Raw genomic sequence first — 12,810 nt, 5'->3', positions numbered from 1 at the left:
GCAGCCCTCTGGCAATGAGGAGGTCTGCTGGTTGACGTACGAGGTCGGACAGAAAAGAATCGAAGGTTGCCTAATTCTCCCTAACTTAAAAATTTCCCCCCGCAGCTGGAACTGTTGCCCATGCTTCCCTTCAATCGGTTTCTGCGAAACGTCTCGTTAATTCTAGCGATTGTTGGGGGGGGGATGTGCCTTCCGCCGGTCTTGGCGGAAGAGGGAACTGCCACCGAAGCTACGCTGAGCGAGCTTCAGCAGACGTTGGGATATCTTGCATCGGACGAACTTGAAGGACGTGGCCTGGGGACGGAAGGGCTGCAAAAAGCGTCTGAGTTTCTCGCGAAGCAATATCAAGAGATGGGGTTGAAGACCGATCTGGTAAATGGCACCCCGTTTCAGCCCTTTGAAGTGATTATCGCTTCGGAAATGGGCCCAGCGGAAAAGAACACCTTGCAGCTCGTTTCGGGCAAAACGGTGAAGAAGTTGACGCTTGGTACCGATTTCACACCGCTGGCTGTCGGTGGCAGCAGCAATTTTGATGCTCCGCTGGTTTTTGTTGGCTACGGGATCTCGGCTGAAAAGCTGGGCTACGACGAGTATGAAGGGCTCGACGTCGAAGGGAAGATCGTGGTAATCGTGCGGAAAGAGCCGCAGCAGAACAACCCCCACAGCGTGTTCGACGGCACCGGTGCGTCTCAGCATGCGTTGTTTAGCCGCAAGATCTCGAATGCCTATCAGGAAGGGGCGGCTGGGGTCATTCTCATCAACGATTCTTACGGTTTAGCGGAAGAACGCGAGCAGGTTCAAGCTGCGTTTGATACGGCCGTCAGCGACTTGATGAATCGGAATGCCGAATATGCCAAAAAAGAAATTCACACCAACGAAGAAATCATCAAATATGCCAAAGAGGTCGCCTCGTTAAGCAATAAGATTGCGGAATACGGGGAGCAACTGGAAGCCGAGACTGACAAGCTGATTCCGATGACTGGGGCTGGCAGCGAATCGAGCCGCCCTAACTTTCCGGTTATTTTCGCCAAGCGAAGCGATTTCGAGCCGTTGATTGAAAAGCAATTTGGCAAAACGCTCGCAGAAATCGAAACCGAAATTGATAAGACGCTCAAGCCGATTGGGGGAGAGTTGAAAGGTTGGAAGGCCGTTGGACAAACCGATATCGTCCGAACCAAAGCAACCGTGCGAAATGTGATTGGTTTGCTTGAAGCCCCCAATGCGGTTTCGGACGACGTGATTATCATCGGTGCCCATTACGATCATCTTGGTATGGGTGGTTCTGGCAGCTTAGCCCCGCTCACGCACGAAATTCACAACGGAGCCGACGACAATGCTTCTGGTACAACGGCTTTGTTGGCGGTGACTCAGCGGTTGGTCGACCTGAAAGATCAGTTGCGTCACCGCGTGCTGGTGATTGCCTTTACCGGAGAAGAGGAGGGCTTGCTAGGGAGTGCCCACTACGTGAAAGAGCCCGTCATTCCGTTAGATAAAACAATCATGATGTTCAACATGGACATGGTGGGACGTTTGAATGAAAAAAAGTTGATCTGCATGGGGAGCGGCACCGCCGAGATGTTTGAACCGTTGCTGGCCAAGATCAACGAAAAGTACGACTTTTCCCTTACGATGGATCCAGGCGGTTTTGGCCCCAGCGATCATGCCTCGTTTTATGCCAAACAGTTGCCGGTGCTGGCGTTGTTTACCGGAACTCACAACGATTATCACCGCCCCAGCGATGACGCAGACAAAATCAACTACGAAGGTATGGCCCGCATCATTGACTATGCGGTCGACTTCTTATTGGCTGTCGATCAAGCCGAGAATCGCCCGTTGTACGTCCAGGTGCAAGAGAAGCAGCCAGAGATGCGGAGTGGGGCCCGTCCCTATTTTGGCAGCATTCCCGACTTCACCCAGATTGGCAAGGGTTACGGTATTCAAGGTGTTAGTCCAGGCAGCCCAGCAGCGGATGCAGGGATGCAGGGGGGCGACATCCTGATTGATTTGGGAGGAAATCGCATAGGTGGTCTCGAAGACTTTGACGCAGCATTGCGAAAGTTCAAGGGAGGCGACAAAGTAGAAGTCACGGTTCTGCGCGACGGCAAAGAAGTAAAACTAACCGTCACGCTGGCACCACCTCGTTAAGACAGCTTTACCGGGTAGTTTGGGTAAGTGTCGATAGGCGCTCCTATCGTGAAATAAAGCATGAATCGCCTGAAAGGGTGTTTTTGCACGGGGCGAGAGAACACTATTTGCCGATAGGGCGTAGTACGCCATCGTGGGGATCTGTCGAATAAAAAGTGCCATCATAAAAATTTATGCAAATTGCACTTTACGAGAATACGACAACCCGGCAGAATGTCGCGACTTTCCCGAACACTCGGTGAAAATCGTATTCGGTATTTGTTCCGTGGCAGCCACCCGCCATGGGCTGTTCGCGTGAAGGTCAGGAAGACCCATATTTGTCCAGCAAGGAGTGCTGAAAGTGAAGCGATTTTTCTCTTGTTTCTGTGTCGCGGTCGCGTTGGCCGCTTTCTGTCAAGCCACGCCTGCCTGGGCCCAGAACGCAGGTAGTGGAAACATCGCCGTGATCGACATTCCGGTCATCTTCAAGAACCATGCGTTGTTCAAAAAGCAAATGGACGACTTGAAGGCTTCTGTGGACGCGGCTGAAGCGGCTTTGACCAAAGAACGCGATAGCATGAAGACCATGGTTGATGAGTTGCAAGGCTATAAAGCCGGGACTCCTGAATTCAAGGCCCTGGAAGAAAAGCTGGCCCAGCTTCAAGCTGGCCTGCAAGTGAAAGTGGGCATGCAGAAGAAGGACTTCATGGAAAAAGAAGCCCGCGTTTACTACAACACCTACAATCAGGTAACCCAGACCGTTGCGACCTTTGCTCAGCGTCACAACATCACGCTGGTCTTGCGTTACAACAGCAACGACATTGACCCGACCAACCGTCAATCGGTTTTGGAAGGCGTCAATCGTCCGGTTATCTATCAGAACCAGATCGATATCACCTACGATATCCTGCGAATCCTGAACAACGGCGTGCCGCAAAACGCAATGGGCCCTGCCAGCCATGTGCCTGTGGGCCGTTAATCGGAACTCGCAAGCGTCATTTCAGCTATGAAGCAAAGGCGAGGCCGTTCGGTTGGTCTCGCCTTTTGCCGTTCGAGAGAATCACTACGATCAATATTGGCTTAGATACTCCCTCTATGAATTCAGCATCCATCGCCCAGACCGGCGAACCGATCGCACGACTTCAACAAACTCTCAAATCTACCGCAACGGTTTCAGGTCGCGGTTATTGGAGCGGGAAAGAAGTGACCGTTCGCTTCTTGCCAGCGCCAGAAGATACCGGGGTAATCTTCGTTCGCGAAGATATGGACGGAGCTCCTCAGATCCCGGCTTTGGTTGACTATCGCATTGAAGTTCCGCGACGTACGAATCTCGTGCATCAAGGGGCAACTGTCGAGATGGTCGAGCATATACTTGCCGCTTTGGCTGGATTGCAGGTCGATAATTGCTATGTCCATGTCAACTCGGCAGAAATGCCCGGCTTGGACGGGTCGGCCAAGGATTACGTCGAACAAATTCTTGCTGCCGGAATCGAGCCGCAATCGATCACGCGGCCAGTGCTGACTATTTCCGAAGTCGTTCGCGTCGGAGATGACGAGTGCTGGGTTGAAGCACGTCCTAATGGATCGAAACGATTGAAGTTTAAGTATCGCCTCGACTTCGGTACCGAGGGGATGATCGGACGCGAGACTCTGGAAGCTAAGTTGAATCCAGAATACTTCACCGCCGAATTGGCCCCTGCTCGTACTTTCTTGTTGCTGCAAGAGGCCGAGTGGTTGCGTTCGCAAGGCTTAGGAACGCATGTCGACTATAGCGAGCTTCTGGTCTTCGGGCCGGAAGGTCCGATCGACAACGAGCTGCGATTCGAGGACGAATGCGTGCGGCATAAGGTGCTCGATTTAGTAGGAGATCTGGCGTTGGCCGGATGTGATATACAAGGTACCGTGATCGCCAACCGCAGCGGTCATCGTTTGAACGCTGAGTTGGTTAAACAGCTTCTTAAAGAGAATCAGGTAGCCTATTTGTCACGGCGGACCGCTTGATTCTCCCAATCCATACGCTTCGTTGCGCCGTGCGACCCATTTCAGAGGAAGTAGGCAATGCGTCAGGTACGACTCGCGGTCATCGGGACGGGCCATCTAGGAAAGATTCATGCCCGCCTGGCCAAGGCAATTTCGGCCTTCAAGCTTGTGGGGGTCGTTGATCCCGCGAAGCAGGCCCGTGATGCGTTCTGTAAAGAGCATAAAATCAAGGGGTACGACGACGTCGGTCAGATCGCTTCCAAGATCGATGCGGCGATCATTGCCACCCCAACCCTTTATCACAAAGATGTCGCTGCCCCTCTGTTAGGGCAGGGCAAGCATGTTCTAATCGAGAAGCCGATCACGCTGACGACCGAGGACGCGGACGAGTTGATCGATTTGGCTGAGCACCATCGCTGTGTGCTTCAGGTTGGCCATGTCGAACGCTTTAATCCTGCGTTCCGCGAAGCGACGAAGAAGATTGTCGCCCCGCGATTCATTCAAGCTGCTCGTACGAGTGGCTACACATTTCGCTCGATCGACGTGGGTGTAACGCTCGACTTGATGATTCACGATATCGACCTGGTGCTGAGTATGGTTCGCAGCCCGGTGGTGGATGTGAAAGCGACCGGGCTAACGGTTTTCGGGCCGCATGAAGATATTGTTGAAACGCGTTTGACGTTCGCCAACGGATGTGTCGCGAACTTGACTGCTTCCCGAGCCAGCTTCAGTCCCTCGCGGCACATGGAAGTCTTTAGCGACGCCGGTTTCGTGGGAGTTGACTTTACTACGCGGATGGTCAAGTCGATCGTTGCTGACGAGATCGTTAAGGCTGGGGTTTCCGAGGTGCATGGACTTTCGGCAGAAGGAAAGTCGCACGTACGGGATCACTTGTTTTCGACGGTGTTGCCATGTCAGGAAACAGAAGTTGCCCCAGGTAACGCCATTGAAGCCGAACTGTGCGAGTTTGCAGATTGCATCCAGCGTGGGCTAACTCCTACGGTGACCGGGCAAGCTGCCCGCGAGGCATTGGCGGTTGCTTTAAAGGTGAGTGACGCTGTGCATGCCCACTGCTGGGATGGTGGCAAGTTCAACTTGGTTGGTCCGACCATGCGACCCGAAATCAAGAAGCCTGAACCGAAGCGTTCGGCTCGACCGAAGAAAGCCGCTTAGCAAATCTTGGCTGGCGATTCAGACAATAAAAAAGGCTACCAACGTTTCGTCGGTAGCCTTTTTTCATGCGCGATGGTTCGCAGGATTGCTAAATAAAGCAACTTACCCGGATTAGGTTAAGTCGCGATCCTCGAACAGGATCAGTGCCAGGAACATCGTGAGGGCTCCGTACAGCACCGTGTAAAGTGCCGTCACCCCTAAGTAGACCAAAGGGATCTCACGACCGGCAGAAATCGCTCCGTAGATCTCGAAGTTTTTCAACACCGGTAAGATCGTCGCGACAAAACTCGCCACAAACTGGACCGGTTCGAAGCCCTCGACGGAGGCCTGCATAATCGAGGGCGTTAAGTGCCCTAATGCCCAAATTCCGAACGTGAGCATGAAGTTGGCTACCATCGGCAAGCGGGTCGAAATTGCGACAGAAACGCCCGCCAAGACCAAGGTTTCCATGTAAACCAACAGCAAACCAGGAGCAACGCTCATCGCTTCGTGATGCAAAACCTGCCAGGTGATCCCTTTTTCACCTTCATACTCGATAACCGCACCTTCACGTTTGTCAAAGATCGGCTTCTGGGCCACAGCCACAACAAAAACAGAGCTGATGATGACGAACAGCACGCTTACCAGCCAGGCGATTCCGGCAAACTTACCAAGCACAAATTGACGACGGCTAACCGGCTTCGACAAAAGCGTAAGGGCCGTACGTCCTTCGATTTCTTCCGCGATACTGCGCGAGGCGGCCCAAATGGCGACCACAATCCCGAGTACCATCATGGCCTGCAAACAGGTGTGCTTGAGGACTTTGATGTCTTCACCAAAGGTTTGGTAAGGAATGTAAATCGAGGCGATCATGAACAAGCAGCCCGTGACCGCACAAAGTAAAAACAAAATCTGGTACAGCTCGCTTCGTACCGTCGCTTCGGCAATGGCCGACATCTTTGGCAGGGCACACGCCATCAGGAAGTAGAGGCTGTAGAGGCCAATCACCAGGCCAGCGACCAGGAAGATCGATTCGGCTTCGATATGTTCAGGTTCGGTGGTCAATGCCACGGTGACTTGAATATCGGAATTGGTGATGTTGCGGGCCAGGAACTCGACGGTTTCCCCGCTAGGGATTTTTCGCAAGAGGGTGCCACGGTCACCGCGTCGCCACTCGAAGGGTTCACCACCTGCGATGTCGAAGCTGACGACGTCTTCGTCCGTTCCTTCGATCCGGGCAATCAGGTCAATCTTGCCAGAGCTGGTGACCTCCATGTGTCGCATCTGGTCGGTCGCGACGACAATATCAAGCGGAAAAGCAGGCACTTGGCCGGTTTGGTCGACTTCGCCCGCAGCAATAGGAACGACCAATTCGTACTCGTTTGTCCCGGTAGAAGGTATTTGTTTGAGCGAGTTAAGGATCTGCATCGAATCGGGCACCATCGGCCAGAGAGCCAAGGCCATGATGGTCCAGATGCCAAGCACAATCGAAATCGGCATCAAAACCGGCCCTTGCAGAGCTGCCGTACAGCGCCCGCCCATAGTGCGGGATGCGGCTAGCATGATCGCCCAAATCAGGCCCACGACCAAAAGGCCTAAAACCACCCCCACTGCAAACAGCCACACGGCTGTCGCCAAGTGCTGGCGGTTGATTTCATCGATGTAGAAAAAGAAGCCAAGAAGGGAGAAGGTGTTCGGGATCATAGAGCAATAAAAAGATTTGCCGGTAACGGAGACAGGGGAACTGCCTTCGTCGGGGGGGAAGATTAGTAATGGATCTCGAAATGCTCGAACTCGTTCGAAGCGGTCTGCCAGCTGCAATCGATATCGTTGACGTACTCAAACATCCGTTCTCGAATTGCGGCTAAAAAATCACTACACGCTGTCTTTGTTCCTTCTGCAATCAACTCGACATTGCCGCTGGGTAAGTTCTTCACCCACCCCGTCACAGGATAGGATCTGGCAATCTGGACCGTCGTTTGTCGAAACCCGACACCTTGCACCTGGCCGCTGAAAACGACGTGCAATTGGGTGGACTCATCCGTCATGTCACCATCCCAGGGGGGAAATGCGAGGGCAAAAGCAAGCACTCATCATAGTTCACCAGCCAAGCGTCAGCTAGATGTTGAAACTCTATACGTAGCAAGATGTTGGATGGATCGGAAGATGGAGCTTTCTTTATGCAAGTTGTGCTAAATCTGTCGACTGATAGCACTTCGGGCGAGAAAAAGTTTCTGAGATTGACGCCATACGCCCCACCTTGGTAGCGTTCGGCCACTATGAAACGCATTATCCAGCTACTTTTTGTCGTGACCGTTTTGCTCTTTGTTGGTAAGCCAGCGTGGGGACAAGTGCCTCTCGCGGCACCCTACGAGGGGGTTCTCGTTTTAAAGAACGGGAACGCGATGAAGGGAAAGATTACCCACGAGGGAGAGTTTTACGTCCTGGCGATCAACGAAAACTCGGTCATCCGGATGCCGGCTGAGCGGGTCTCGTTTGCTAGTAAGACCATGGAAGAAGCCTACTTACGGCAAAAAGCGACCATCGGCACAACCACTTTGCGAGATCATGTCGAGCTGGCCAATTGGTGCTTGAGCCTCGATATGTGGGATGAAGCGACCTATCACCATGTAATTGCCATGCGATCGGGCCCTAACGACCCGGATGTCATTCGCCTAGATCGTCGATACCAGGCGAAGCTGGAAGAGCGGAATCATCCTGCCGGAGTCAAGCCAGTCCAGTTCACACAGCCGCTCCCTTTGCCCGAGCATAGGGACACCGACATGCCACTAGTCGGCGAAGAGGAGCACGATCTGGCCCTCTCGCCCAGAGTGGTGCAATATTACGCAAGTACCGTTCAGCCTATCATGCTCAATAGCTGTAGCGCCAGCGCTTGCCATAGTGTCAAAGCTGACAACGGATTCCAGATCGTCGAGTTTGAGAACATCCGGGCGATGCCACGACGATTGACGATGAAGAACATGAAAGCGGCAATCGACTACGTTGATTATGCCAATCCAAACCAAAGTAAACTGCTGACCAAAAGTGTCGAAAGACATGGCGAGGGGGGACGCCCCAATCTTTCGCCTGAGCAGATCTCGGCCATTCAGGCCTGGGTGGTGGGCGTTTCTCGCAGTGTCCAGCCTTCGCGAAAGGTCGCCGATTCTGGCGTAATGCCAGTCTCGTTCAATGCTCCTATCGAGCCTGCGGCAAGCAAAGAAATGCCAGCCGCGTTACAGGGAATCTCGGCAACCACGCCTCCCGCAGCGAATTCCTTTTTTGAGGCCAATGCCAACGATGGGGCATCGGCCATTCCACGTCCATTTCGCTCGCGACCCCAAAAGGGGGTGGAGTTACCGGAAATGCCGAAAGTACGGGACGAGTTCGACCCACAGTTGTTTAATCGGCAATATCATCCCAAGTATCAGCCACCGCTATTCCCGGAATAGTAAACTTCGATTTTCCCCAAGATTCCAAGAAGTCTCGATTGCTGGAGAGTAAATCGGGATGCCGCAATAAAGTGCTAGGGGACATCCAGAACCACTGGGCGACTTCTTCTTCATTGATTTGGATCTGGGCATCTTCTTCAAGGTGGGTTAGCCACCACGCGACCGAGGTGCCCCAGCCAGTTACATTCTGGTATAGCCGGCTGCTCACGGTCGCCGAAACGCCGAGTTCCTCCTGGATTTCTCGGGCCAAGGCGATTTCTTCCGATTCGCCAGTTTGGATCCCTCCGCCAGGAAAACAAATTTTCCCTGGGGCGGCGACCGTTTGACTACGACGTATCGTTAAAAACTGATCTTGTCGCAGAATGACTCCGACAACGGCTCGTTTGCCAATGGTAGGCTGTGGGGAACTGGCCATGGTTGGTAGTAACACTATTTTTTCTTAAGTTGTTTACTGACAATAATTACTGCCGGTATCATGCGTGGCGAACGATTATTCGCCCTGCCGACGCCAAGGCACCCTATTAACTGCTACAATGTAGCGGCGTATAAATCGTTAAAGAACCGTGAACTTGTCCGACTGCTGAGGATGATTGCATGGCGGAAAATCCGCGTAACGAAGAGCAACCAAACGAACGTCCCCCCAATGGAAGCGGCATGCGGTCCAATTTTACCGTAATTGCCCTCGGTATCTTCGTGGTGGCCGTGTTGTTCATGCTGATCTCGACCGCCGATCCACCCTATACCGAGCTAAAGACCTCTGAGTTTTATACTCAGCTGCAAGATGGCAACGTCAGCAAGGTCACGCTCGACGATCGTGAGGCCCGGGGGGAACTGAAGGTCCCGATAAACCGCACGGAAACAAACAAAGAAGGGAAAGAAGTCGACGAACGCGATAGCAAAGGAACGCCAATCAAGCTTCCTAAAGCGTTCCGCGTACGGATTGCTTCGCAAGACTCGCCTGAGTTTGCCCAACTGACCGAGATGCTGCAAAAGCAAAAAGAAAAGCAGCCTGACCTGGAATGGGATATGGACAACACGTCCCAGGCCATGCAGTCGATCATGTGGATCGTGTTCATGCTGCTTCCCTTGGTGATTTTGTTTGTCATCTGGAACAGTGTTCGCCGTAGCCGCGACCAGATCATGGGAGGTGGTTTCCTCTCTGGCTTTTCCAAGAGTCCCGCAAAACGGTACGAAGCCAGCCGCAAAGCGATCACGTTTAACGATGTCGCTGGCCTGGAAGGAGTGAAGAGCGATCTGATGGAGATCGTAGATTTCCTCCGGACGCCAGAAAAATTCGAACGCCTTGGCGGACAAATCCCCAAGGGGGTTTTGCTGGTGGGCCCTCCTGGCACAGGCAAGACATTGCTGGCCCGTGCGATTGCCGGGGAAGCTGGTGTGCCGTTTTATGCCATCAACGGTTCCGAGTTCATACAGATGTTCGTCGGTGTTGGTGCCAGTCGTGTTCGCGACTTATTTAAGACCGCAAAAGATAACAGCCCAGCGATTATCTTCATCGACGAAATCGATGCCGTCGGACGCCAGCGCGGGGCAGGGCTCGGTGGTGGTCACGACGAACGAGAGCAAACGCTCAACCAAATCCTCAGCGAAATGGATGGTTTCGTCCAAGGCGAAACGGTAATTGTGGTTGCCGCAACCAACCGTCCCGACGTCCTTGATCCCGCTTTGCTGCGACCAGGCCGTTTCGATCGCCACATTACCGTCGATCGCCCAACGTTTAAGGGGCGTGTCGAGATCTTCAAGGTCCACGTCCGCGATGTTCCCCTGGCCGACGACGTGAAAATCGAACGTCTTGCTGCAGGGGCCGTGGGGCTGACCGGGGCGGATATTCGTAACCTGATCAACGAAGCAGCCTTGTGGGCCACCCGGCAAGACCGGGACGCGGTGACGATGGAAGACTTCGAGTATGCCCGCGATAAGATCTTGATGGGGGCTCGCCGTGAAGAAGCGTTGGTCGCTCGCGAAAAAGAAAAGACTGCCTACCACGAAGCTGGCCACGCGTTGCTTTCGTGGTTGCTGCCTGGGGTCGATCGCCTGCACAAGGTTACGGTGATTCCTCGTGGTCGTGCTTTAGGAGTAACGCAAACGTTGCCTGAAGAAGACCGGATGAACATCAGCGAAAGCGAACTGTACGATCAGTTGGCATTCATCCTGGGGGGAAGGGCCGCAGAGAAAATTGCTTACAACGAGCTAAGTGCCGGTGCTGAGAACGACCTAGAGCGGGCCACGAAAATGGCTCGCCGAATGGTGACCCAGTGGGGTATGAGCGAGCGCCTGGGGCCGGTGAATTATAAGATCACCGACGAAGATCCCTTCCTCGGTCGCGAGATTCACGAGAACCGACACTTCAGCGAGCACACCATGCAGATTATCGACGACGAAGTCGCCCGGATTTTGCATGAAGCAAACGACAAGGCAATCGAAGTGTTGACCACCAATCGGGATAAGTTGGTCAAGTTGACCAATTCCCTGTGCGAGCATGAAGAGCTTTCTGACCACGAAGTCGAGCAGTTGATTGGCCCTTCGGTGCATCGCTCGAAAGCAAGCAAACTGAACTCCGAAATGGAGATTGCCTCCAACGGACAAACCTCCCCTCCGCCTAACTTTAAGACGGAAGAGGCGAACTAGTCAGCATTCGGTTGACGAAACGATCGCATGGCGAAAAAAGGTAAAGGACAACAAAAACGCCGAGTCGAATTCCGCAAAAACCGCACGCAAAAAGTGCGGCAAGGGGATATCACCAAGCGGTTTAATCGCGATGAATTTGATGCGGATAAAGCGGTCGCGAGGGAACGGATTTCCGGCAAGGGAGAGTTGACCCGCAAGCGGACCATCATCAGCCATGAGGATGCGCTGCAAGACGACTCAGAGAATCATTCGATTCATGTCGACAAAGACACTTGCTTTCCCGGCCGAGTGCTGCAAGTGCAAGGTCTGGTAAGCGAGGTCGAGGCCCGCGATAAGAAAATTTACCAGTGCGCAACACGGCGGCTTCTAAAGACAATGTCGTCCGATGTGCGGCATGTGGTTGCAGCGGGGGATCATGTTTGGTTTCGCCCTAGTGGCGAGAACGAAGGAATTATCGAAAGCGTTGATCCACGCTACGGTGTCCTCAGCCGCACCAGCAAAGGGCGGCAGCATATTATTGTGGCGAACGTCGATCAGTTGATCATCGTGAGCAGTGCTGGCGAACCAGGATTGAAGCCGAATCTGATCGATCGATACCTGATCACGGCAGAATATGCCCGCATCCGCCCAATTTTGTGTATTAACAAGATCGATTTGCTCGATCCGGCTCAACTGCAGGCCATTGTTGGCGTCTATGGCGGCCTTGGTTACGAGGTCCACTTGATTTCGGTCAAAGAGGGAATCGGCATCGACCGGCTCCGCGAAGCTTTGCAGGGAAAAGATACTGTTTTGTCTGGTCAAAGCGGTGTGGGGAAGTCTTCTCTTTTGAATGCCATTGAGCCTGGCCTGAATCTACGGGTGAGTGCTGTTAGCCGCGACAATGATAAAGGGAAGCACACCACCACAACCGCTACGTTAATTCCTTTGGCCACCGAAGGGCATGTGATCGATACCCCTGGGATTCGCCAGTTTCAATTATGGGACATCATTCCGGAAGAGATTGCCGGGCTTTTCCGCGATATCCGTCCCTTCATCAATCACTGTCGTTTCCCCAATTGTACACACACGCACGAGACCGATTGTGCCGTCAAAAACGCGGTGGCAGACGGGCTGCTCGATACTCGACGTTATGAGAGTTATTGCCAAATTCACGCTGGCGATGCGGACTCGCTACCTAAGTGACCGCTTGTACGGTGGTTTCTGCCAGTAAACAATTAGGAGGGTTGGGGCGATAATACAAGCCGTTTTCAGCCGGGGTGTCGTTGGAATTAGGGGTTCTGGCAAACTTGTGCTGATGATTGCGGGCGGCTTGGTTACAATTGTTAAGGAACGCATGGCCAATCGAACAAGGGGTACCGAGGGAAGCCCCGGAATCGGTTAAGAGAACGCCGGATTCCTTTAGATTGCCTGCGTAGAGATCCATTACCATAGATTACTCGCGATTTCTCATCACCCTGGT

At 53.2% G+C, this 12,810-nt stretch carries 11 protein-coding genes; 7 read left to right on the top strand and 4 right to left on the bottom strand.

Translation table 11 applies throughout. The features are described 5' to 3' along the window. The first annotated feature begins 120 nt into the window (after nucleotides 1–120). The 4 genes from DTL42_RS05530 to DTL42_RS05515 all read left to right on the top strand — a co-directional run bounded on the left by DTL42_RS05530 (nucleotide 121) and on the right by DTL42_RS05515 (nucleotide 5,277). Nucleotides 121–2,145 (top strand): M28 family peptidase, encoded by a 2,025-nt coding sequence (locus DTL42_RS05530; RefSeq protein ID WP_114367659.1) that lies wholly within the window; start codon nucleotides 121–123, stop codon nucleotides 2,143–2,145. Between the two features lie 340 nt (nucleotides 2,146–2,485). Next, nucleotides 2,486–3,103: an OmpH family outer membrane protein gene (locus tag DTL42_RS05525; protein WP_158545244.1), complete on the top strand. Its 618-nt coding sequence runs from the start codon at nucleotides 2,486–2,488 to the stop codon at nucleotides 3,101–3,103. Nucleotides 3,104–3,219: 116 nt separating this feature from the next. Next, nucleotides 3,220–4,125 carry a UDP-3-O-acyl-N-acetylglucosamine deacetylase gene (gene lpxC, locus DTL42_RS05520; RefSeq protein ID WP_114367657.1) on the top strand — a complete coding sequence of 302 codons (906 nt, stop codon included), beginning with the start codon at nucleotides 3,220–3,222 and terminating at the stop codon, nucleotides 4,123–4,125. Nucleotides 4,126–4,182: 57 nt separating this feature from the next. Continuing rightward, nucleotides 4,183–5,277 (top strand): Gfo/Idh/MocA family oxidoreductase, encoded by a 1,095-nt coding sequence (locus DTL42_RS05515; RefSeq protein WP_114367656.1) that lies wholly within the window; start codon nucleotides 4,183–4,185, stop codon nucleotides 5,275–5,277. A 111-nt stretch (nucleotides 5,278–5,388) separates the two neighbouring features. Here the strand turns inward: DTL42_RS05515 and DTL42_RS05510 are convergent, their stop codons facing one another. Further along, nucleotides 5,389–6,960, bottom strand: coding sequence for an ABC transporter permease (locus tag DTL42_RS05510; protein WP_114367655.1), 1,572 nt, complete (start codon nucleotides 6,958–6,960; stop codon nucleotides 5,389–5,391). Between the two features lie 62 nt (nucleotides 6,961–7,022). Continuing rightward, on the bottom strand, nucleotides 7,023–7,304 hold the full coding sequence (locus DTL42_RS05505; RefSeq protein ID WP_114367654.1) for an acylphosphatase: 282 nt from the start codon (nucleotides 7,302–7,304) through the stop codon (nucleotides 7,023–7,025). 231 nt (nucleotides 7,305–7,535) lie between these two features. Here DTL42_RS05505 and DTL42_RS05500 point away from each other — a divergent pair, with 231 nt between their 5' ends. Then, entirely contained in the window at nucleotides 7,536–8,705 is a 1,170-nt protein-coding gene (locus DTL42_RS05500) for a hypothetical protein (protein ID WP_114367653.1), read from the top strand. Here the strand turns inward: DTL42_RS05500 and DTL42_RS05495 are convergent. After that, the gene (locus tag DTL42_RS05495) at nucleotides 8,656–9,135 is read right to left on the bottom strand and encodes an NUDIX hydrolase (RefSeq protein WP_147274173.1); all 480 of its coding nucleotides are present in this window, start codon (nucleotides 9,133–9,135) and stop codon (nucleotides 8,656–8,658) included. The two genes, DTL42_RS05500 and DTL42_RS05495, sit on opposite strands and share 50 nt — an antisense overlap. A 224-nt stretch (nucleotides 9,136–9,359) precedes the next feature. On the opposite strand from DTL42_RS05495, the gene ftsH reads away from it, so the two are divergent. Both ftsH and rsgA read left to right on the top strand, forming a co-directional pair. Beyond that, entirely contained in the window at nucleotides 9,360–11,351 is a 1,992-nt protein-coding gene (gene ftsH / locus DTL42_RS05490) for an ATP-dependent zinc metalloprotease FtsH (RefSeq protein ID WP_114368017.1), read from the top strand. A 27-nt stretch (nucleotides 11,352–11,378) separates the two neighbouring features. Beyond that, nucleotides 11,379–12,533: a ribosome small subunit-dependent GTPase A gene (rsgA, locus tag DTL42_RS05485; RefSeq protein ID WP_114367651.1), complete on the top strand. Its 1,155-nt coding sequence runs from the start codon at nucleotides 11,379–11,381 to the stop codon at nucleotides 12,531–12,533. Here the strand turns inward: rsgA and DTL42_RS05480 are convergent. Continuing rightward, on the bottom strand, nucleotides 12,526–12,780 hold the full coding sequence (locus DTL42_RS05480) for a hypothetical protein (RefSeq protein WP_147274172.1): 255 nt from the start codon (nucleotides 12,778–12,780) through the stop codon (nucleotides 12,526–12,528). The two genes, rsgA and DTL42_RS05480, sit on opposite strands and share 8 nt — an antisense overlap. Nucleotides 12,781–12,810: the final 30 nt, after the last annotated feature.

Origin of the sequence: Bremerella cremea (assembly GCF_003335505.1) — a bacterium.
In the GTDB taxonomy this organism is placed as follows: Bacteria; Planctomycetota; Planctomycetia; order Pirellulales; family Pirellulaceae; genus Bremerella; species Bremerella cremea_A.
Note: the sequence above shows the minus strand (reverse complement) of the source record. Positions and strands in the feature narration are given on the sequence as shown.